Source organism: Micromonospora sp. NBC_01739, assembly GCF_035920385.1.
Classification (GTDB): Bacteria; Actinomycetota; Actinomycetes; order Mycobacteriales; family Micromonosporaceae; genus Micromonospora.
Genome location: NZ_CP109151.1, coordinates 2606442 through 2628761, shown reverse-complemented (window position 1 = coordinate 2628761; position 22320 = coordinate 2606442). Strand labels below are relative to the sequence as shown.

16 protein-coding genes and 1 pseudogene are annotated in these 22320 nt (G+C 66.7%); 9 read left to right on the top strand and 8 right to left on the bottom strand.

The features are described from left to right. The first annotated feature begins 28 nt into the window (after nucleotides 1–28). Nucleotides 29–6940 (top strand): RHS repeat-associated core domain-containing protein, encoded by a 6912-nt coding sequence (locus tag OIE53_RS11635; protein ID WP_327026623.1) that lies wholly within the window; start codon nucleotides 29–31, stop codon nucleotides 6938–6940. Nucleotides 6941–6944: 4 nt separating this feature from the next. Continuing rightward, nucleotides 6945–7280, top strand: a complete 336-nt coding sequence (locus OIE53_RS11630) for a hypothetical protein (protein ID WP_327026622.1) — start codon at nucleotides 6945–6947, stop codon at nucleotides 7278–7280. Nucleotides 7281–7375: 95 nt separating this feature from the next. On the opposite strand, the gene OIE53_RS11625 is transcribed toward OIE53_RS11630, so the two are convergent. Beyond that, nucleotides 7376–7798 (bottom strand): tyrosine-type recombinase/integrase, encoded by a 423-nt coding sequence (locus OIE53_RS11625; RefSeq protein WP_327027158.1) that lies wholly within the window; start codon nucleotides 7796–7798, stop codon nucleotides 7376–7378. Nucleotides 7799–8322: 524 nt separating this feature from the next. Here OIE53_RS11625 and OIE53_RS11620 point away from each other — a divergent pair. The 6 genes and pseudogenes from OIE53_RS11620 to OIE53_RS11595 all read left to right on the top strand — a co-directional run bounded on the left by OIE53_RS11620 (nucleotide 8323) and on the right by OIE53_RS11595 (nucleotide 13469). Then, nucleotides 8323–9423 carry an ISAs1 family transposase gene (locus OIE53_RS11620; protein WP_327026621.1) on the top strand — a complete coding sequence of 367 codons (1101 nt, stop codon included), beginning with the start codon at nucleotides 8323–8325 and terminating at the stop codon, nucleotides 9421–9423. 200 nt (nucleotides 9424–9623) lie between these two features. Then, nucleotides 9624–10688, top strand: a pseudogene (locus OIE53_RS11615) (IS1380 family transposase); the annotation flags it as partial. A 59-nt stretch (nucleotides 10689–10747) separates the two neighbouring features. After that, nucleotides 10748–11059: a transposase gene (locus OIE53_RS11610; RefSeq protein ID WP_327026620.1), complete on the top strand. Its 312-nt coding sequence runs from the start codon at nucleotides 10748–10750 to the stop codon at nucleotides 11057–11059. Further along, nucleotides 11056–11718: an IS3 family transposase gene (locus OIE53_RS11605; protein ID WP_327026619.1), complete on the top strand. Its 663-nt coding sequence runs from the start codon at nucleotides 11056–11058 to the stop codon at nucleotides 11716–11718. The genes OIE53_RS11610 and OIE53_RS11605 overlap by 4 nt, the downstream gene beginning before the upstream one ends. Nucleotides 11719–11782: 64 nt before the next feature. Next, a complete protein-coding gene (locus tag OIE53_RS11600) occupies nucleotides 11783–13132 on the top strand; it encodes an IS30 family transposase (RefSeq protein WP_327027157.1) in 1350 nt (449 codons plus the stop codon). Next, nucleotides 13113–13469 (top strand): IS3 family transposase, encoded by a 357-nt coding sequence (locus OIE53_RS11595; RefSeq protein WP_327026618.1) that lies wholly within the window; start codon nucleotides 13113–13115, stop codon nucleotides 13467–13469. The genes OIE53_RS11600 and OIE53_RS11595 overlap by 20 nt, the downstream gene beginning before the upstream one ends. A 26-nt stretch (nucleotides 13470–13495) precedes the next feature. On the opposite strand, the gene OIE53_RS11590 is transcribed toward OIE53_RS11595, so the two are convergent. The 6 genes from OIE53_RS11590 to OIE53_RS11565 all read right to left on the bottom strand — a co-directional run bounded on the left by OIE53_RS11590 (nucleotide 13496) and on the right by OIE53_RS11565 (nucleotide 19975). Next, nucleotides 13496–13729: an NAD-dependent epimerase/dehydratase family protein gene (locus OIE53_RS11590; protein WP_327026617.1), complete on the bottom strand. Its 234-nt coding sequence runs from the start codon at nucleotides 13727–13729 to the stop codon at nucleotides 13496–13498. Nucleotides 13730–13739: 10 nt separating this feature from the next. After that, a complete protein-coding gene (locus OIE53_RS11585) occupies nucleotides 13740–14249 on the bottom strand; it encodes a flavin reductase family protein (protein ID WP_327026616.1) in 510 nt (169 codons plus the stop codon). A gap of 380 nt (nucleotides 14250–14629) precedes the next feature. Further along, nucleotides 14630–17059, bottom strand: a complete 2430-nt coding sequence (uvrA, locus tag OIE53_RS11580; RefSeq protein WP_327026615.1) for an excinuclease ABC subunit UvrA — start codon at nucleotides 17057–17059, stop codon at nucleotides 14630–14632. 294 nt (nucleotides 17060–17353) lie between these two features. Then, a complete protein-coding gene (gene rfbA / locus OIE53_RS11575) occupies nucleotides 17354–18235 on the bottom strand; it encodes a glucose-1-phosphate thymidylyltransferase RfbA (RefSeq protein ID WP_327026614.1) in 882 nt (293 codons plus the stop codon). A 1-nt stretch (nucleotide 18236) separates the two neighbouring features. Then, complete coding sequence (locus OIE53_RS11570) at nucleotides 18237–19349, bottom strand: DegT/DnrJ/EryC1/StrS family aminotransferase (RefSeq protein WP_327026613.1); 1113 nt, start codon at nucleotides 19347–19349, stop codon at nucleotides 18237–18239. Then, nucleotides 19346–19975 carry a dTDP-4-dehydrorhamnose 3,5-epimerase family protein gene (locus tag OIE53_RS11565; RefSeq protein WP_327026612.1) on the bottom strand — a complete coding sequence of 210 codons (630 nt, stop codon included), beginning with the start codon at nucleotides 19973–19975 and terminating at the stop codon, nucleotides 19346–19348. Before OIE53_RS11565 ends, OIE53_RS11570 begins: the two co-directional genes overlap by 4 nt. A gap of 163 nt (nucleotides 19976–20138) precedes the next feature. Between OIE53_RS11565 and OIE53_RS11560 the strand changes: the two genes are divergently transcribed. Next, entirely contained in the window at nucleotides 20139–21032 is an 894-nt protein-coding gene (locus tag OIE53_RS11560) for an NAD-dependent epimerase/dehydratase family protein (protein WP_327026611.1), read from the top strand. Nucleotides 21033–21042: 10 nt separating this feature from the next. Here the strand turns inward: OIE53_RS11560 and OIE53_RS11555 are convergent, their stop codons facing one another. Next, the gene (locus tag OIE53_RS11555; RefSeq protein ID WP_327026610.1) at nucleotides 21043–22254 is read right to left on the bottom strand and encodes a class I SAM-dependent methyltransferase; all 1212 of its coding nucleotides are present in this window, start codon (nucleotides 22252–22254) and stop codon (nucleotides 21043–21045) included. Nucleotides 22255–22320: the final 66 nt, after the last annotated feature.

Here is a 22320-nt window from a genome sequence, read left to right as displayed (position 1 = left end):
CCCGCCATCCACGCAGGAGGTTTTCCCGATGAGCAACCAGGTTCGCCGAAGCGGCGGTGCTCGACCGCCGGGGCGCCCCCGTCGCCTGCTCGCCGCAACCGTCACCGCCGTGGTGGCCGGATCGTTGCTGGTCGCTTCCCCTCTGGCAGGGTCAGCACAGGCCGGCCCCGAACGGCTGCGGTCGCAGGTCGACACGATAGACGGCCACGGTCGAGAGATACGCGGAGCCACCAGCGCCGCGCCCGAAAACAGTGCGGCGCCAGCGCCGGCACCGGTGTGGCCGACCGCCGCTCGGAGCAAGGTCACCCTGGCCGGTCATCGTGCAGCCAACTCCCCCACCGCACTCAGGGTCGGCAGGCTTCCGCTGAAGGTGAGCCAAACCGCCGAGGCTGCCAGCGGCCGCGAGCTGACCGAAGTAGACATCGAGGTCATCGACCGTGCCACCGCCCCGGCATCCCGGCGCGACGGTGTACTGCTGCGCGTCACGGACGCAACCTCACCATCGACCGGGGCGACAGACAATCAGGCCGCGACGGTGGACCTCACCGTCGACTACGACGCATTCCGGCACGCCTACGGCGGCAGCTGGGCGTCACGGCTGCGGCTCTGGCACCTGCCACAGTGCGCCCTCAGCACCCCGGCCGCACCCAGCTGTCACGCCACCGCACTTCCCTCACGCAACGACACCATAGCGGGACAGGTGTCCGCCGAGGTAGTGGCATCGGCCACCGGTGCAGGTGACCTGGTGTTGCTCGCCGCTGACGCCAAGGGCTCCGCCGGAGACTTCACTGCCACCTCGCTGTCCCCGTCGGCCACCTGGACCGCCGGCGGCGCCACCGGCGGTTTCTCCTGGGCGTACCCCATGCGTACGCCGCCCGCGCTCGGCGGCCCGACACCGAACGTCTCCCTGAGCTACTCCTCGGCCAGCGTCGACGGACGGTCGGCAGCGACGAACAACCAGCCGTCATTCATCGGCGAAGGCTTCGACTACTGGCCCGGCTACATCGAGCGCCGCTACGTGAGCTGCGCCGACGACATGAAGGGTGAGGCCAACAACAGCAGAAAAACCGGCGACCTGTGCTGGCGCTCCGACAACGCCACCATGACTCTCAACGGCACCGGTTCGGAACTGGTGTTCCAGAGCGGCAAAGGCTGGCACTCAAGAAGCGAGCAGGGCGCCAGGATCGAAAAGCTGACCGGCGGCACAAACGGGGACAACAACGGCGAGTACTGGCGCGTCACCACCACCGACGGCGTCCAGTACTACTTCGGGCGCAACAACCTGCCCGGCCAGAGCTCCACCACGAACTCGGCGTGGACCGCACCAGTCTTCGGCAACCACCCCGGCGAGCCCTGCCACGCGAGCACCTTTGCCGGCTCCGACTGCACCCAGGTCTGGCGCTGGAACCTCGACTACGTCGTCGACCCCCACGGCAACACCATGTCGTACTGGTACGACCGAGAAACCAACCGGTACGCGCAGAACCTGACCGCCTCGGCCGACATCTCCTACGTGCGCGGCGGCATGATCCGCCGAATCGACTACGGCACCTGGGACCGTGGTACCGCCGACCGGTCGACCACCCCCGTTGCCCAAGTGTTGTTCACCCCGGCCGACCGCTGCCTGACGTCGAACTGCGGCACCCACAACGAGACCAACTGGCCCGACGTGCCCTGGGACCAGGAGTGCACCGGCTCCGAATGCGACGGCCACTGGTCGCCGACCTTCTGGAACACCAAACGACTCGCGAAGGTAACCACCCGCATCTGGGATTCGACCAAGACCACACCGGACTGGCAGGAGGTCGACTCCTGGACGCTCACTCACCGATTCCCGGCCACGGGCGACGGCACCAACCCGGGACTCTGGCTTTCGTCGATCAGGCACACCGGACACGTCGGCACCACGGTGTCCCTGCCACCCATCACCTTCGAGCCCACCGCACTGCCCAACCGCGTGCTCACCGACACGAACACGACGAACAACTGGCAGCGCATCACGAACATCGTCACCGAGACGGGCGCCAAGATCCAGGTCACATACAGCCTGCCGGAGTGCAGCAAGAACGACCTGCCAGCAAGCCCGGCGAGCAACACCCGGCTCTGCTACCCCGTACTCAGCGACGATCCGGCGAAGCCGGATGGCCCTCTGCTCACCGAGTGGTGGCATAAGTACGTGGTGCGGCAGGTCTCCGAATCGGACGTACAGCTCGAAGGCGGGCACCAGGCACCTCCGAAATACACCGCCTACGCCTACGGGGGGAACCCTGCCTGGCACTATGCCGACGACGACGGTCTGAGCAACCCCAAGTACAAGACGTGGAATCAGTTCCGCGGTTATGCGGAAGTCACTACTCGGGTCGGCGACACCAGTGGTCGGCGAACACTGGCGGTCACCCGCTACCTGCGGGGCATGCACGGCGACCGGTCAGGCCCGTCCGGCGGCACCCGGTCAGTGATCGTCGACGCTTCCCTCGGTAGCGAGACCGTCTACGACGAAGACGCGTTTGCCGGCATGGTGCGCGAGGAAACCGTCTACAACGGCGCCCTCAGCAAGCCGGTCAGCAGGACCGTCAACGTGCCGTGGCAGTCCCCGCCAACCGCCAGCCGCACGATCAACGGCGACCTCGTCACCGCCCGGTTCACCAACACCCGCGTCCGCTACGCGGCGACGGCACTCGGCGTGGACGGCGCGAGCGGGTGGCGGGTGACCCGCTCCACCTCGTTGTTCGACAACGTCCACGGCACTCTCGACTGGACCCAGGACGACGGCGACGTGGCGGTCTCCGGCGACGAGCAATGTGTCAGCCAGACCTACAACCGAAACCCGGACCGCAATCAAACCGGGCTGCTGAAGCGAGTCACCACCACCGCGCTGCCCTGCGGCACAACCCCCACCCGTGGCGACGACATTATGTCCGACGGACGGTTCATCTACGACGGTGCCGCCGATGCCGAAACCACGCCCACTCGAGGCTCGATCACCCGCACCGAGCAACTACACGACTGGACCTCCGAAGCGGGCACCACCTTCCGCACCGAGGACCACACCACCTACGACGACTTCGGTCGGCCCGCGACGAGCACCGACATCCGGTCGGTAACCACCAAAACGTCGTACACCCCTGCCCGGGGTGGACCGGTCACCCGGGTCAGCAAGAGCATCCAGGGTGAGTTCGATTGGACCACGCACGAGGACATCACCCCCTACTGGGGCATGGCCTGGAAGACCACGGACATGAACTCCCGGGTCGCCGAGGCAACCTACGACGGCCTCGGCCGAACCACGCAAGTCTGGCGGGTGGGCTGGTCCAGAGAGCAGAACTCACAGCGTCCCTCGACCCGCTACACGTACACCTATTCGCCTGACCGGACCGAATACTCCTCCGTCAAGACCGAAACCCTCAACGTGGCCGGAAACTACCAGGCCACCTACCAGATCTACGACGGATTCCTGCGGCCCCGCCAGACCCAGTCGACCGGCATCGGTGGCGGGCGTCTCGTCACCGACATCATCTACGACCGGTGGGGGCGAGCCTCCACCGCGTACGGCCCGCACGTCGAACCGGGCACGGCCTCCGGCGTGCTCTGGTGGGAACCGGAGTGGTCCGTGCCAGCAGTGGCCCGGACCGAGTACGACGACGCCGATCGGCCGATCGCGGAGGTGTCACTCTCCGGTGACGGCGTGACGAACCTGGTGGAGAAGTGGCGAACCAACACCTCCTACCGTGGTGACCGAGTCCTGCGTACCCCGGCACCCGGTGCAGTGCCGACCACCACCCTCATCGATGTGGACGACCGCACCGTCGAGCTCCGCCAGCACACCACGCCGGCCGGTGTGAACGGCGCCTACGACGCCGTGAAGCACGAATACGACCGGAAGAACCAGCTGGTCAGAAGCACCGACGCGGCCGGCAACCAATGGTCGTACAAGTACGACATCAAGGGCCGTCTGATCGAGTCACGAGACCCGGACAGCGGCACCTCTCGCTCGACCTACAACGAGTTCGGAGACCTGCAACAGACCACGGACGCCCAAGGAAAGGTCCTCGTCTACACCTACGACAAGCTGGGCCGAAAGACCGCCCAGTACGACGACGCTGTCAACGGGGCAAAACTGCGGGCCGAGTGGAAGTACGACCGCCTCTTCACCGGTGTACAGGTACGCGGTCAACTCACCCAGTCCACCCGGTACGACCCGCCCGGCTCCGCCAACGCCTACACCTGGCAAGCGATCAACCTCAACACCCGGTACCAGGTGACCGGTGAGCAGTACCTCATCCCAACCAAAGAAACAGGCCTGGCAGGGAGTTGGGTCTACTCCTACGGCTACGCCACCACCGACGGCACCCCGACCTCCACCACCTATCCGGGCACCGGCGGCCTCGCCGGGGAAACCGTCACCACCGGCTACCACGACACCACCGGCCTGCCGCAGAAACTGACCACCAATCTGCCCAACGTCGGATCGTACGTGACCGGACAGCAGTACACCGTGTACGGCGAACCGACCGTCCTGACCCGAAAAACAGCCGGCGGGACGTACGTCGAGGACAGCCAGGTCTACGAAACCGACACTCGCCGACTTCACCGGACGATCGTTCAACCGGAAACCGCCACCGGTCCGATCGCCGAACGCACCTACACATACGATCCGGCCGGCAACATCCAGCAACTCACAGACACGCCCAGTGCCGGGCAAGCCGAAACCCAATGCTTCCGGTACGACGCCCTTCGTCGCCTGACCTCAGCCTGGACGCCGAAGAATGGTGTCAACTGCGACACCGATCCCGCCGCTTCGAACCTCGGCGGTCCCGCGCCCTACTGGACCGACTGGACCTTCGACGCCATCGGCAACCGGCTCACCCAAGCCAGCCACGGCACGGCCGGCACCACCACCCACACCTACACCGTGCCGGCAAGCGGACCGAACGCCGTCCGGCCGCACGCCGTCACATCGGTCCGGACCGAAGCGCCGGGAAAGGCGCCAGTCGTCCGCTCATATACCTACGACGCTGCCGGTGCGACGGCCTCCCGGCCAGGCGTCGCCTCCGACCAGTCACTCACCTGGGACCCCGAAGGCCGACTGACCAGCGTGGTCGAGAGCGGCACCACCCTCGCCAGCCACGTCTACAGCGTGGACGGCAGCCGGATCATCCGGCGGGACGCCACCGGAACCATCCTCTACCTGCCCGGGATGGAAATACGACGCGACACCGGCGCTACCCAGAACACCGCCACCCGCTACTACGGCTTCGCCGGCAAATCGATCGCCAGCCGCTCCACCAATGGCGGACTGACGTGGCTGTTCAATGACCACCAGGGCACCCAACAGATCAGCGTCAACGCCTCCACCCAGGCCGTGACGACCCGCCGCCAGACACCATACGGAGAACCGCGCGGCCAGCAGCCCGCTTGGCCGAACAACAAGGGGTTCGTTGGCGGCGACATCGATCCCACCGGACTCACCCACGTCGGCGCCCGCGAATACGACCCCACGCTCGGACGCTTCATCAGCGTCGACCCACTGATGGACCAGACCGACCCGCAGCAGTGGCACGGCTACGCATACGCCAACAACTCGCCGGTCACCTTCAGCGACCCGACAGGCCTCATCCTGGACGTCGTCTGGGATAACAAGGCGACACCCAGCGAGGTCGATTGGACTCCTAACGGCTCGAGTTCCAGCGGCGGTGGACCCCGTAGGGGCACGGGTGCCAAGAAGAGTGGTCAACCGGATGACGGGAACAGAACCCGGATCCGGAGGGACTTTTACAACTACACCGTCCAGTACTTCGACCAGTGCGGCATACGGGGCGCGACAGGCTTTCCCATGCCCAGCAAATGCCACATCACCGCGTTCACTCCGGAACAGCTCGACGAAGCCTGGGCGTCCTACCTTTGCCACCGCCTGGGGGACTGTTCCCAATCGGAGGAGCGAGCGAGGAAAAGCCGGCTCAAGTTCTACGAGTGGATGAGCTGGGTTCCCGGTATCGGAGCCCCCTACTCGATCGCTTTGGCGAAAGAGGCGTACGACAACGACGACTACATCGGTGCCGGCTTGGAGATCGTCGGCGTCATTCCAATCCCGATCGCCAAGGGTGCCAAAGCTGCCAAGAACGCAGACGAGGTAGTGGACCTGCTCTCCGGCTCTTCCAGAGCAGCCGATGACGTGGTCGAAGCGTGCCTGAGGCGTCCGAACAGTTTCAGCCCTGACACGCCGGTCCTCATGGTGGACGGTACGACAAAACGAATCAAGGACATCAAGGTCGGCGACTACGTCCGGGCAACTGACCCGACGACCGGCCACACCGTCGCCAGGCAAGTAACCCAACTGCACCTGAACGACGATGAGAGGCTCACCACACTCGTCGTCGTGCTGCCCGGCGGTGAAAAGGTCGACATCGACACCACCTGGGAGCACCCGTTCTGGTCCGACTCGCGTCAGACCTGGATCGACGCGGCGCTGCTGGTGCCCGGAGAGCGACTGCAGACCAGCGGGCCGGCCGTGGTGCGAGTCGGCGCCGTGCGTAACTTCGCCGGCAGCGAGCCGATGCACAACCTCACCGTTGACAACATCCACACGTACTATGTACTCGCTGGGTCGACACCGGTCCTCGTTCACAACAGCAACTGTTCCACTCTGACGTCGGCAATTCACGATGATTCGCTTCTGGTTAGGGCTGCGCAGAAAGCCGGAAAGAATCAGACAGTTCAGCGGGATCTTGATGCGATGCAGGCGAGGCTGGCGGAGGGTAACTTGAATCCGGGTATCGGAAACGGCTTCCTGACCGGAACGGATGTTGCCTATGCTCGTTCCATAAACGGAGCGAGGCTCTTTTTCCGGAACACAGACAGTGGCATTCAGATCGTCGGCAAATCCGACAAGGGAAATCAACCCGCAGTGATCGCTAGATTGCAGAGTATCTATGGACGGTGACTCGTTGATCCAGAGAGACATTGGTAACGCCAGTGCTCTCTTCATGGTCGCGCTCGGGCAAAGGCCGGAAGAGGCGTCGAATCTTGACCTGGTTCTGACGCTTGAGGATGGATCGCGATGGAGTGCGACCGTCCTCACCTTGGCGGAAGTAGATGCAATCTGGAAGCGATGGGAAAAGACAGGAGAATGTTTTAGTGGCAGATATTTCAACTGTCCCGACCTCCTGCTTGTAAGGGAAGCTGGAATTGACAGTATCTGCGAGGTGCTGGAAGACGTTCTGGCGACTGGGGGGCCGGAGGGGGTCCTTGTGCGCCTAGAAGGCGATGGCGCGATTGATTGACCGCTCAAGCGGTTCGCTTACGTGAAATTCGAGGCCCCATCGGTCGTCGCCGATGGGGCCTCTGTGGTGACTGACGGCAGTAGTTGACGGCAACGTCAGCGGACGGGAACCGCGCAGAGGGGCGGCTCGTCGCTGTCGTCGGGCTTGCTGGTGGTCTCGGCGGGGTTGCGGAGGGCGTGGCTGAGGAGGTCGATGGCGTCGCGCTGGAGGCGGAGTCGGACGTGGGCGTAGACGGTGGCGGTGACGCCGATGTGGGCGTGGCCCAAGAGTTCCTTGATCACGACGAGTTCGACGCCCTGCTCCAGGAGGAGGGTCGCCGCCGAGTGCAGGAGATCATGGAAGCGAATGCAGCGCAGCCTGGCGCGGCTGAGCAGGGTGTTGAAGTGCCGGGTGAGGGTGGACCCTTCGATCGGGGCGCTGTCGAGGCGGGTGAAGACGTAGCCGCTGTCCTTCCAGCCCGTCCCCGCCGCCTCGCGTTCCTTGCGCTGTCGGTCGCGGTGCTGTTCGAGGGAGCGCAGACTGGCGTCGGCAGGGCGATGCGTCGTTCAGAGCTCTTGGTCTTGGTCGGGAGGGCGGTCAGGCCATCGGAGTTGGTGCGCTGGAGGGTGCGTCGGATGCTGGCGGTTCCGCCGGCCAGGTCGAGGTCTTCCCAGCGCAGGCCGAGGAGTTCGCCCTTGCGGAGGCAAGTATGCAGAGCGAGTTCGAACAGCGGCTGCAACCGGTGACCGTTGCGCGTCCTCTGTCTTGGTCCTACCAAGGCCGACCAGGGCAAACCCCTCTTGCTGATCTTCAGCAGCAGACCACAGCAACGCCCTAAAAGCGACAGGTCAACGTGGGGAAACGCCAGGGCCCCGGCAAAGTCGTGACGGGTGTCCGGCTTGAGTGGACTGGAGTAGAAGCGCCGTTGTTGATGGTAGCAAGACGGGCATGACTGGTTCAGAAGATCATCAAGGTTCCTACGCCGTGTTGATCGCCGAAGTGAGTCATGCCCGCCCTGCCATCATCGCTGATCTCGTCGGTGTCGTGTGCACCGGCTCTGACCGTGTCCGAAGCCGCTGGTGGGCTGCTCGCAGCGCTGGCCGATCTGCCTGATCCACGGGCCCGTCGCGGTGTGCGGCACCGGCTGTCGGTGGTGGTGTGCGCGGTGGTGGCCGGCCATCGGTCGTACACCGCGATCGCTGAGTGGATCGCCGATGTGCCGGCGGCGACGGCGCTCGCGCTGGGCATGGCCCCGGATCGACGTCCGTCCGAGGCGATGATCCGCCGGCTGTTGCAGGCCATGGACCCGCAGCTACTGACCGTGGCGGTCAGCGTCTGGCTTGCCAGCCGGTCTACGGCCGGCACGTCGACGTCCCGGCGAGCGATCGCCGTCGACGGCAAGACCCTGCGCGGCTCGCGCACCAGCGACACCGCAGCCCGGCATGTGATGGCCGCCTGTGATCAGGCTGTCGGCGTGGTCCTGGCCAGCACCGACGTTGACGGCAAGACCAATGAGATCACCCGATTCGCACCGCTGCTCGATCAGATCGGCGACCTTCGCGACACCGTGATCACCGCCGACGCGTTGCACTGCCAGCGTGAGCATGTCGACTACCTCGCCGAACGCGGCGCGCACTGGATCCTGACCGTGAAAGGCAACCAGCCCAACCTGCACAGTCAACTCGCCGGCCTGCCCTGGCGGGCCGTCCCCGACGCCACCCGCGACACCGACCGCGGCCACGGCCGCCGCGAGATCCGTGCCTTGAAGGTCCTGACGATCTCCACCGGCATCGACTTCCCACACGCCACTCAGGCGCTGCAGATCCGCCGCCGCAGACGGCGCCTAGACCAGCCGAAACGTTTCACCACCGAGACCGTCTACGCCATCACCGACCTGCGGGTGCACCAAGCGCAACCGGCGCAACTGGCCGCATGGGTCCGCGGCCACTGGTCAATCGAAAACAAGATCCACTGGGTGCGGGACGTCACCTACGACGAAGACCGCTGCCAGATCCGCACCGGCACCGGCCCCGAGATCATGGCCGCCCTACGCAACGCCGCCATCGGCGCCCTACGCACCGCCGGCATCACCAACATCGCCGCCGCCAACCGGCATCACGCCCGCGACAGCACCCGCCCACTGGCACTACTCGGCATCACGTAACGACTTTGCCGGGGCCCTGGGGGAAACGCTGAAAGCTGCAGGTAGTCAGCCTGCGTAATCGGGCATAGACCAGTCTTAGCCTCGGCCCTTCGTTAAGGGCTGTCCAGAGTGTGGGTGGAGAAAGGAGAAGTGCCTTCTGATCAGGGAAGATAGGGCTTGTCGAAGGTCCTGATCATCCCGTTACGGAAGGCACTTGCTGGGTGAAGGCTACCGCAACGCGTCCGAGGATCGTGGTGACCGGCGACGGGCGGGGCGTGGTCGGTCACGCGGGTGCCCGCTAGCTCGCCGACCTGGCCGACGCGACCGGGTTGACCAGCGCATTCAGTCAGGCTCTCGCCGGGTTGCGGCAGCGGCGGAGCGGGCACGATCCGGGCCGGATCGCGGTCGATCTGGCAGTGATGCTCGCCGACGGCGGCGAGGCGATCGCCGATCTCGCGGTGCTACGAGATCAGGCCGCCCTGTTCGGGCCGGTCGCCTCTGATCCGACCGCGTGGCGGCTGCTGTCGCACCTGGACGAGACCCTGCTGGCCCAGTTGCGGGCGGCACGGGCTCAGGCCCGCGAGGTGTCCTGGGCCCAGCACGCCGAGGTTCACGACCAAGCTTTCCCGCAGGTCAGCGTGGCCGGCCAGCAGGTGGCGGGCCTGGTGCTGGACCTGGACGCCTCGATCGTGATCTGCCACTCCGAGAAAGAAGCGGCGACCCGCACGTGGAAGAAGACGTTCGGGTATCACCCGTTGTTCTGCTTCCTGGACAACACCGGCGAGGCACTGTCCGGCCTGCTGCGCGAGGGCCGGGCCGGGTCGAACACCACCGCCGACCACATCACCGTGCTCGATCAGGCCCTGGCCCAGATCCCGGATGAACACCGCCACGGCACCCCGATCCTGATCCGCTCCGACTCCGCCGGCTCCAGCCACGGCTTCCTCGCCCACCTCCGCGGCCTGCGTGAGCAGCACCTCGACGTCCGGTTCTCCGTCGGCGCCGCGATCACCGAACCAGTACGCCAGGCCATTACCGCCGCCACCGGCTGGGTCCCCGCCCTCGACACCGACGGGGAACTGCGCGAGCACGCCGAGATCTGCGAGATCACCGGACGGTTCGACGCCGCCGGCTGGCCCGACGGAACCCGGTTCATCGTCCGCCGCGAACGACCGCACCCCGGCGCCCAACTGTCGCTGTTCGACACCATCGAAGGCTAGCGGCACCAGTTGATCGCCACCGACACCCCGCCCGGCCAGGGCAGCATCCAGTTCCTGGAGGTGAGGTTCCCCCGGTAGCTCGGAGGCTTTCGATCATGCTCTGATGGAGCTGAAGGGAGTCATTCGTGGCAGCACCGAAGAAGTACCCCGATGAGCTGCGTGAACGTGCGGTGCGGTTGTATCGGGAGTCGGACCCGAAGCCTGTGATCCGTCAGCTGGCCCGCCAGCTCGGGGTGCATCACGAGGCGTTGCGGAACTGGATCCGCCAGGACGAAGCGGACCGCGGTCAGCGTGACGACCGGCCGACTACCTCGGAGTTGGAGGAGTGGCGCCGCCTGCGGCGGGAGAACGCCGAGTTGAAGCGGGCGAATGAGATCTTGAAGGCCGCGTCGGCTTTTTTCGCCTCGGAACTCGACCCGACCCGGCGACGGTCGTGACGCTCGTCGACGAGCTGCGCGATCGCTTCGGGGTCGAGCCCGTCCTCCGGGTCATCAACGTCGCCCCGTCGACCTACTACGGCTGGCTCGCCCAGGCCGCCGACCCGTGCGCTCGGCGGCGGGAGGATACGGAACTGGCGGTGGAGATCGCGGAGATCCACGATGTGTCGGGTGGCACCTACGGCAGTCCAAGGGTGCACGCCATGCTGCGCCGGCAGGGCCGCCAAGTGGGCCGCAAGCGGGTGGAGCGGTTGATGCGCACCGCCGGCCTGCAGGGCGCGTTCCTGCGCAAGAAGTGGCGCATCCCGTCGACCCGGTCGAACCCGAAAGCGACACCGGCTCCCGATCTGGTGAACCGGCAGTTCACGGCTGCGGCGCCGAACCGGTTGTGGGTCGCCGACGCCACCCGCATCCCCTGCGGTGAGGGCGTGTTCTGGCTGGCAGCAGTGCGGGAGGTGTTCTCCAACCGCATCGTGGGCTGGCGCTGTTCTGACCGCTGCGACACCGATCTGATCCTCGGCGCTCTGGAATACGGCATCTGGTCGCGCGACGTTCGTGACGGCCAACTGATCCACCACAGCGACCGCGGGTCGAACGGCGGTTTCAACCGGTCGTCGCAACACCTTGATCACGGAGGTGTGCATGGGCAGGAACACTAAGCTGGAGCAGGTGCCGGAAGGGGCGCGGAGGCAGTGGGCGGCGGACCGGGCGCTGCGGGCGCCGATGCGGTCGCCGGGTCGGCCTGAGCCTTCGCGCGCTGTGCAGCGGCAGTTCTGGCGACTGATCGCGACGGGGGTCACGACGGTCGAGGCCGCGCTTGCTGTTGGCGTGTCGTGGCCAGTTGGATCGCGGTGGTTTCGTCACGCTGGCGGCATGCCACCGATCAGCTTGGACGAGCCTTCGGGCCGCTATCTGTCCTTCGCCGAACGCGAGGAGATCGCGCTGCTGCGGGCGCAGGGCCAGGGCGTGCGGGAGATCGGCCGCAGGATCGGACGCGATGCGGGGACGATCTCGCGTGAGTTGCGGCGTAACGCGGCGACCCGGGCCGGCAAGCAGGAGTATCGGGCCACGGTGGCGCAGTGGAAGGCGCAACAGGCGGCCAAGCGTCCGAAGACCGCCAAGCTGGTGTCCAATCCTCGGCTGCGCGAATACGTGCAGGACCGACTGTCCGGAGCGGTGCGCCGGGCCGGCGGAGAGCTCGTGGCCGGGCCGACGGCTCGGGCCTGGAAGGGACGAAACAACCCCCGCCGGGAAGACCGTCGCTGGGTCACCGCCTGGAGCCCGGAACAGATCAGCAACCGGTTGAAGCTCGACTTCCCGGATGATGAGTCCATGCGCATCTCGCATGAGGCGATCTACCAGTCGCTGTTCATCCAGGGCCGAGGCGCGCTGAAGCGTGAACTGGTCGCGTGTCTGCGCACCGGCCGGGCACTGCGGGTGCCGCGCGCCCGGGCCAGGCAACGCCGCGACGGCATGGTCACCCCCGAAGTGATGATCAGCCCACGGCCGGCCGAGGTCGAGGACCGGGCCGTGCCGGGGCACTGGGAAGGTGACCTGATCATCGGGCTGGACAGGTCCGCGATCGGCACCCTCGTGGAACGAACCACCCGCTTCACCATGCTGCTGCACCTGCCCCGCATGGACGGATGGGGCGCCGAAGCGCGGTCGAAGAACGGCCCGGCCCTGGCCGGGCACGGCGCCGAAGCCGTCCGCGAAGCGATCGCCGCGACGATCACCGCTCTGCCCGAGCAGTTGCGTCGCACGCTCACGTGGGATCGCGGCAAAGAACTCGCCCAGCACGCGAAGCTAACGATCGACACCGGCGTGCAGGTCTACTTCGCCGACCCGCACAGTCCGTGGCAGCGCGGCACTAACGAGAACACCAACGGGCTGCTCCGGCAGTACTTTCCCAAGGGTACGGACCTGGCCCGCTGGAACACCGGCGAACTCGCGGCGGTGGCGGCAACATTGAACAGCCGGCCACGCAAAGCACTCGGGTGGAGAACGCCGGGCGAAGCCCTCAACGACCTGGTACCGTCCACGCAGGACAGTGGTGTTGCAAGGACTGGTTGAAACCGGTAACTACACGTCGTTCCGCTTCTCCGAACGCTTGCAGGACAACGGGATCCTGCCCTCCATGGGCTCCGTCGGCGACTCGTTCGACAACGCCCTGATGGAGAACTTCTGGTCGACGTTGAAGATCGAACTCGTCTACCGCACGTCCTGGCGGACCCGCGACGAAGCCGAGAACGCGATCTTCACCTACATCGACGGGTGGTACAACACCCGCCGAATCCAAAAGGACCTCGGCTGGCGATCACCAGACGAGTACGAAACCGCCTGGCACACCCACCAGGCACGACAGGACGAGGCAACTATCGTTCAGCCTGAGCCCACCGGCGCCAGGTAACCAACCCTCCGGCAAACCGGGGAACCTCACTTCAGCAGTCCCAATGCGTACTGGGCATTTGCGGCGTCGCCGTTACAGGCCGCCGTCGAGGAGCCGTGGTGAAGCGCCGTGCTGCCCGCCGCCGCGTCCTGGGTGCGTGCGGTCCGGCCGGCCCTCGCCGTGACGGAGACGTCGCCCGGAACGTCCGGACTGAGCAGGCGGCGTACGTAGTGCGAGCATATGAAGCCGGTACCGCCGGTTACCAGGGTGCGTTTAGTCATGGCAGAACCTTCAGTCGCTTGATGCCAAGGACCGGAAGGTTCCGGCCGCGCCACCGAAGAGGATCAGTGGGGTGCGGTCCGCGCGCCGTGCACAGTGTTCCACCCGGCCCACTACGATCACGTGATCGCCGGCCACGTGCTCGGCCTGCTGCCGCACCTCGAACCAGGCGATGGCCCCGCCGATGATCGGCGAGCCGCCGGGTGCCGGACGCCAGTCGCATCCGGCGAACCGGTCAACACCGCGGACGGCGAAGCGATCGCACACCGCGCGCTGGTCCGCGCCCAACACGTTGACGCACCAGCGATTCGCCGTGCGTAGCAGCGGCCATGTCGTGCTGGTGACCGCCACGCAGAACGACACCAGCGGCGGATCAAGCGACACGGAGGTGAACGAGCTGATGGACATTCCCGCCGGACGTGCGGGCGTGCCGCTCATGCCGGTCACGACCACGACTCCTGTGGCGAAACTGCTCAGGACAGATCGGTACGCCCGCGTCGCCGGCACGGTGGATGCGGCCATCGGTCCTCCCCACTCGCCGTCTACGAGTTCACCCTGGACGGCGTGGCTAGAGGCTCACTCGGCGCTCTCTGGAGTACCGCGGTCCGGCGGCGGCCGGTCTCCGCTGCCGCAGGCCCTTCCGGAACAGTGCAGCACCGGTCAGCCGCTGGCCAGCGAAGACCAAGCACTGATGAGAGGCGAAGTTGCCCGTTCCCCAAAGGTCGAGTGGTGGAGGGCGGCGATCGGCAGGCCGGTGCGCATGAACGCGTCCCTCGCGACCGGCCGGCACGCCCGTACGTTTGCCGAGTGGGCGGTCGCCCACGTGGACGCCCCCGGTGAACGCCACCGTGCCCGGCCTGGGAATCCGGGCCGGGCACGGTTCATCCGAACGGGGGATCGGGTCAGAGGCGCAGAGAGCGCCGTAAATAGTGGGCGGTGTGACCGTTCCCGGCGGCGATCTGCTCGGGCGTGCCGGTGCCGATCAGCCGGCCGCCGTCGTCGCCGCCCTCCGGCCCCAGGTCAATGATCCAGTCGGCCACCTTGGCCACATCGAGGTTGTGGGTGACGGTGACGACGGTGTGGCCCTTGCTCACCAGGTCGTGCATGACCTTCAGCAGCCGGTCGATGTCGCTGGAGTGCAGCCCTGTGGTCGGCTCGTCGAGCAGATAGAGCGTGTGACGTCCGGCGCGGCGCTGCAGCTCGCTGGAGAGCTTGATCCGCTGGGCCTCGCCACCCGAGAGGGTGTTCGCGGGCTGGCCGATCCGGATGTAACCGAGCCCGACCTCGCGCAGCGTTCGGAGTGGACCGGTGATCGCCGGCTCTCCGATGAAGAACTCTGCGGCCTCGTCAATCGGCATCTCCAGCACTTCGGCGATGGTCTTGCCGCGGTAGCGCGCCCGCAGGGTCTCCTCCTTGTAGCGCTTGCCGAGGCACACCTCGCAGGGGAGGTAGACGTCCGGCAGGAAGTGCATCTCGATCTGCACGGTGCCGTCGCCGGAGCAGGCCTCGCAGCGCCCGCCGGGCGAGTTGAAGGAGAACTGGCCGGGCTTGAAGCCACGCCGCCGTGACTCCTCGGTCGCCGCGAACGCCTTGCGGATGGCGTCGAAGATCCCGGTGTACGTCGCCGGTGTCGACCGGCCTGACCGGCCGATCGGTGACTGGTCTACCCGGATTACCCGGTCGATCAGGGAAAGCCCGTCGATGCCGTCGTGCGGTGCCGGTTCCGGCGCGGTACCGCCCAGAGACCGTTCCGCCGCGCGCCAGAGGGTGTGGTCGACGAGCGTCGACTTCCCAGCCCCCGACACACCGCAGACCGCGACGAAACAGCCGAGCGGGAACGCGACGTCGACGCCCGTGAGGTTGTTGCCGCGGGCGTTGCGGACCACGATCTCCTGCCCGGCGCGGGGTGGCCGGCGCCGCTTGGGCACCGTGATTCCGCGCTCTCCGCTCACGTACCCGCCGGTGAGTGACTTGTGGTCGGTGAGCAGCTCGCTGACCGGCCCGGCGAAGATCAACTGCCCGCCCAGCTCACCCGCACCCGGTCCCATCTCGACGACGTGGTCGGCCGCCTCGATCATGTGGTGGTCGTGCTCGACCACGATCAGGGTATTGCCGTGGTCGCGCAGCCGACGCAGGGTGGCGATCAGTTCCTCGGTGTCCTTGGGGTGCAGCCCGGCCGTCGGCTCGTCCAGCACGTAGAGCAGGCCGAACAGCCGGCTGCCGAACTGGCTCGCCAACCGGATGCGTTGTGCCTCGCCGCCGGAGAGCGTCCGGGCCGGGCGGTCCAGCGTGAGGTAGCCCAGGCCGACGTCCGCGAGCGACCGCAGCCGGTCCACGATCTCGTCTACCGCCTGCGCGATCACCTTGCGGTCCCGGTCGCCGACCACCAGGTTCTCGAAGAACCGGCGGACCGAGCTGACCGGCATCGAGGTGAGCTCGGCGATACCCACGCCGTCGACCTTGACCGCTAGTTGCTCGGGGCGCAGCCGGCCGCCGCCGCAGCCGGGGCACACGACGTCACGCATGAACGCCTGCAGGACCAGGCCGCCGCCCTCGAGCCGGGTGCGTTCGTACCGTTGGTGGATCCAGGGAATGACGCCGAGCAGGACCGAGTCGCCGACCGGAATACTCTCGGCGTGCAGCAGCCGTTGACGCAACTCCTCCGGCAGGGTGCGCCAGGGTGACAGCATGCTGCGGCCCTCGGCCTCCATGAACGCGGCCAGCATCCGGCGTTCCGCGTCGGCGCGGACCGCCTTGCTGAGCTTGCTCTCCGCGGTCTTGTTGGCCGGCGTCTTCCACGGGGCGATCGCACCGTCCGCCAGTGCCCGGCCCTCATCCGGCACGATCAGGTCCTCCTGGACCTCCAGCCGGGTGCCCAGGCCGGTGCAGTCCGGGCACTGGCCGAAGGGCAGATTGAAGGAGAAGGAGCGGCTCGCCAGATCCGGCGTCGCGGTGCTGTGACCGTCGGGGCAAACCAACTGCTCACCGTCGGCGCGCAGCGGCTGGTCGCACACCGTGCAGTGGGCGCGGCCCGCCTGGCCGTAGACCACCCGGACCAGGTCGTAGACCTCGGTGACGGTGCCGACGGTGGAGCGCGGGCTCCGCGACGCGGAGGTCCGCTGGTCGACGGCGACCGCGTTGCACAGGCCCTCGATGCGGTCCACATCAGGCTTGTCCATTTCCGTGATGAACTGCCGCGCGTAGGTGGACATCGACTGCACCTGGCGGCGCTGGGCCTCGGCATACACGGTGTCGAAGGCTAGAGACGATTTACCGGAGCCCGAGACCCCGGTGAAGACGATCAACTGACGGTGCGGCAAATCGAGGTCCACGTTGCGTAGATTGTGGACCCGCGCGCCGCGCACGGTGAGCTGACTCGGAAGCTCTGCCGACTTACTCTCGGGCACAGTTGTGCCCGGGTACGAAACCACTCTGAGGATCCCCTATCGGCTTGTCGCGGGGTGACAGGAGCCGACTGTAACCGAGTCCGCAGCAATGCGGCAACCCTTTCCGGATCTCCCGGATTGTATTTCTCTCCATGAGGGGCTTGATAGCATGAATTCAGATCTGTCAAGTCTTCTGCTTTCCGGCGCGCCATTTAAGAGGCGGGGTTGAATGGGTCCCGGTCAGTGCGCTTCGGCGAGTTCGCGCGCGATCGCCATGACGTACTGGCCGTAGCTGGAGTTGCTCATCCGGGCGCCCAGCGAGTGGCAGGCGGCGGCGTCGATGAAGCCCATCCGCAGCGCCACCTCCTCCACGCAGGCGATCCGCACCCCCTGACGCTGCTCCAGGGTCTGCACGTACTGGCTGGCCAGCATGAGTGAGTCCGGCGTGCCGGTGTCCAGCCAGGCGAACCCGCGGCCCAGATCCACGAGCGTCGCGGTGCCGCGCTCGATGTAGGTCTGGTTGATGTCGGTGATCTCCAGTTCGCCCCGGGCCGACGGCCGGAGGTTTTTCGCGATGTCGACCACCGTGTTGTCGTAGAGATAAAGGCCGGTGATCGCCCGGTTGGATCGGGGACGGGCCGGCTTCTCCTCGATCGATATCAGCCGGCCGTCGGCGTCGATCTCGCCGACACCGTACCGTTCGGGGTCGGTGACCGGGTAACCGAACAATACGCATCCGCGCACCTCGCGGGTACGTGCCGCGAGCACCTCGGAGAACGCCGGCCCGTGAAAGATGTTGTCGCCGAGCACCAGGGCCGCGTCGTCGTCGCCGATGTGGTCGGCCCCGATGATGAAGGCCTCCGCCAGGCCGTTGGGCTCGGCCTGGCCGGCGTAGCCCACCTGGAGCCCCAGGTGGGCGCCGTCGCCGAGGAGCCGGCGGAACTGCGGCAGGTCGGCCGGGGTGGAGATGACCAGGATGTCCCGGATCCCGGCGAGCATGAGAACCGACAGCGGGTAGTAGATCATCGGCTTGTCGCCGACCGGCAGAAGCTGCTTGGAGATGGCCAACGTGATCGGGTGTAGTCGGGTGCCGGAGCCGCCGGCCAGGATGATGCCCTTCACGTCACCACCCCGAGTCGACCGTGTCGGCGATGTACTCGCGCTGGTCGTCCGAAACCCACCAGCCGACCGGGATGCAGACCAAGCGCTTGTCAACCACGTCCAGGGCGGGCAGCTGGTCGACGTAGTCGCGTACACAGGTGTGCACGTCGTTGCGCATGTGCACCTGGCTCACCATCACGCCCGCCGCGTCCATCCGCTTGATGAACGCGTCCCGGTCGTCCACCTGCAGTGGATAGATCCAGAACGAGGACTGCCGGTCCGGGGCGCGCTGGGTGAGCGTCAACCCGGGTACGCCCGCGAGCCGGCTGTCGTAGTACGCGGCGTTATCTCGGTGCCGCCGCAGCACCTCGTCGGAGTGCGAGAGATTGGCGAGGCCGATCGCCGCGTTGATGTCGCTCATGTGGAACTTGTAGCCCCACTCCTGGACGTCGGGCGGGTTTCGAAGCCGGTCCGGACCCTCTCGGTCGATGCCGAACCACCGCAGCAGCTTGGCCCGGCGGTGCAGTTCCTCGTTCGGCAGTACGATCAGGCCGCCGTCGCCGCAGGTCAGATGCTTGATGGCCTGGAAGCTGAAGACCGAGATGTTGCCGTGATTGCCGAGCGGGACGTCTCGGTAGGTGGCGCCCCAGGCGTGCGCGCAGTCCTCGATCACCATCGGCCGGTGGCCGTGGATCGCTTCGGCCCGGTCGAGGATCCCGCGCAGCCGGTCCAGGTCCACCGGGTAACCGGCGAAGTGCACGATCATGATTGCCCGGGTGTTCGCGGTGATCTTTCGGGCCAGGTCGTCCAAATCGACGTTCAGCGTGGCCGGGTCGACGTCGACCCACCGGATGTCCAGGCCGTTGGCCAGAATCGTCCAGTTGGTGGCCTCCATGGTCAGTGGCGTGGAGAGAACCTCACCGCCGGGGGTCGATCCCGTGACCAGACGCAGCGCCAGATGCAGACCCGCAGTCGCGCTGTTCAGCGTCGCTACGTGCGGGTTGCCGATCCGATCGGCCAGCTCGCGCTCGAACTGCTCGACCTTCGCGCCTTGGCCGATCTGTCCGCTCGCCACGACAGCGGCGATGGCGTCCGGGGCCTGCGCCGACATCGGTACCCGGAACAGCGGAATCATCGCAGCGCTTCCCGGCCGCCGCCGGCCCGCAGCCGGCGCGCCTCGCCGAGCGCCAAACATTCGGCATACGTGGGCAGCATCCCCAGGTCGAGGGCCTGCCGCAGGGTCGGCGCGGCCCGGTCCTTGTCAGACAAGATCGGTTCGCCATGCTGCGGCCACGGCAGGGACAGGGCCGGGTCGAACGGATTGATCTGGAACGAGGCTGCCGGGCTGTAGATGCTGGAGCACAGGTAGACCACGGTGGCCTCGTCACCGAGCGGAGCAAATCCGTGGACCAACCCCTCGGCCAGGTAGAGCGCTTCGCGCCGTTCGTCGTCCAGCCGCACCGGGACGTGGTCGCCGAACGTCGGGGAACCGATGCGGGTGTCGACGACAATGTCGACGATCGCTCCGCGCACGCACGTGGCGTACCGGGCCTGGCCCGGCGGTATCGCGACGCCGTGCAGGCCGCGGACCGTGCCGAGGCGCGACGATGAGCAGTTGACCTGAGCCACCTCCAACGGATGGCCGATCGTCTCCTCGAAATCCGGTTGGTTGAATATCTCGAGAAAGACGCCTCGGCTATCCGGAAAGATCTGTGGTCGGATGAGATAAGCACCCTCCAAACCCAACGGCTCAATCCGCATTGGATCTCCTCCCATATCCGATATTGGTCCACGCTATCGACGCGAGCTAGTAGGTCGGTCGAAGCGGGCTAGGGGTTGATCGGCGTTGCTTGTCGGAAACACATCAACTCAGTACGGTCGGAGCGCAGGAACTCCGGAATTACCTATGCCCCTGGGAGTCGATATGCCGCGCGTTGCCGTGATTGGCGCGACAGGTTGTGTGGGCCGGCAGATTTGCGCGACATTCTCCGCTGCCGGGCACGACATTCTCGCCGTCGCACGGAAGGCTGGTGTTCCGCACGCCGCCGGCCTCGAGTTCGTCGAGCTGGATGTCGCCGCCACCGACGCCGCGACCATCGGGGTGCTGTTCGCCGAGCGGCACGTCGATGTCGTGGTCAACGCGGCTGGCCGGTGGGGTCCGACGCGGGCGGAAATGGTGCACTCGCACCTGGGCGTGGTCCAGCGTCTGGTCGAAGCGGTTGCGCTGATGGAGCGGGCGCCCCGCCTTGTGCACATCGGTTCGGTGCACGAGTATGGCCCGCTGCCTGTCGGGACGTCCCTCGACGAGTCCGCCGTACCGCGGCCGCGCACCGCCTACGCGCAGATCAAGCTGGCCTGCTCGACGGCCGTGATGGCCCTCGGCGGCGTCGTGCTGCGCGCCACCAACATGTACGGCCCGCACCCGCCGGAGGAGACCTTCTTCGCCGTTCTCCTCCTGCGGCTGCGGGCTGCTATGGACACCGACGAGATCGTAGAGCTGTCCGTCGCCGACGCGCGACGAGACTTCGTCGATGTTCGGGACGTCGCGAGCGCAGCCCTGGCCGCCGCCTCGGCGTCGCTGTCCGGATGTGCGATCAACATCGGCAGCGGCCGAGCCGCCGACATGCGGGACCTGGTCACGTCGTTCGTGGCCGAGGCCCGGTTCCCGACAGAGCGGTTGCGAATTGCCCAGCGGGAGGTTCCGAGTCACGGCGGTGAATGGATCCAGGTGGACATCCGTGCGGCCCGGCAACTGATGGACTGGCGTCCCCGTTTCACGGTCCAGGAATCGTTGAGCGCCATGTGGCATGCGGCCTGAGCGGACGCCGTCAGGTGATTCGTACGTCCGGAACGTAGGTGATCCAGCGACCGCCGGCTTTGTGGAATGCCTCTTCCTTGACCTGGATCTCCTCCGCGTGGTTCCACGCGAACAGCACCGCGAAGTCGGGCCGGGTCTCGGCCAGTTCGGACGCCGGCCGAACGGGAATGTGCGACCCAGGCATGAGCCGGCCGTGCTTGGCCGGCGTCGTGTCGTAGACGACGTCCACCAGGTCTGGACCGATGCCGCAGTAGTTGGTGACCGTGGCGCTCTTCGCGGTGGCGCCATATCCGGCCACCCGCTTGCCCTCCGCGCGCAGCTTGCGCAGCAACTCCACCAGTTCGCCGCAGATCCGCTTCACGTCCGCGCCGAAACGCTCGAAGGTCGCCGGATCGGTGAGACCGCGGTCGCGTTCCTCGTCGGCCAGCGCGTCCACCGCCGGGCTGACCGGCCGCGCGCCGGTCCGGGCGATGGTGTACCGCACCTCACCACCGTGTACTGGCAGCCGTCGTACGTCCACCAGTTCGAAGCCGAAGCGGCGGGCGGCGGTGCGTACCGAGTTGACCGAGAAGAGGAAGAAGTGCTCGTCGTAGATCTGGTCGAACGTGTTGAGTTCGATGATGTCGCCCAGATACGGGTCCTCGAACACGAACACGCCCTCAGGCGCCAGCAAAGCCTCCACACCTCGGAAGATCGAGTCCAGGTAGGGGATGTGGCAGATGGTATTCGCCGCGAAGATGACGTCGGCAGGCCCGTCCGACTCGCGGATCCGGACCGCCGAAGACTCCTCGAAGTAGTCCGTCAGCACCCGTATCCCGTCGGCTCGGGCCAGTTCGGCGACCCCGAGGGACGGCTCAAAGCCCAGGTGTCTGATGCCCGCCTCGCGAAACGTCCGCAGCATCACACCGTCGTTGCAGCCGATCTCGACGATGAACGGATCCGTACCGGTCAGTTCGGTGTCGAGGAAGTCACGCGCGGTCTGCTCAAAATGTTCACGCATGCGCGCCGAGCCCGACGAATGGTACGGGTAGTCCGCGTGGAACATGCGGTCGCGCGGCACCTCGTCCAGAAGCTGGACCATGGAACAGTCCTCGCAGACGCCGACGGCGAGCCGGAAGAAGAACTCGTTGGATACCTCGTCAGCGCGCAAAAAGGTATCGGACAGGGGTTGGCGTCCGAAGTCGAAGAACTCGCTAACGGCTCCGCCGCAGATACGACACATGTGCTCTCCTCGTGGTCGGGCTGAATCTCACGCTGCTCGCCGTCCAGTGACGATCTCCGCCGGGGC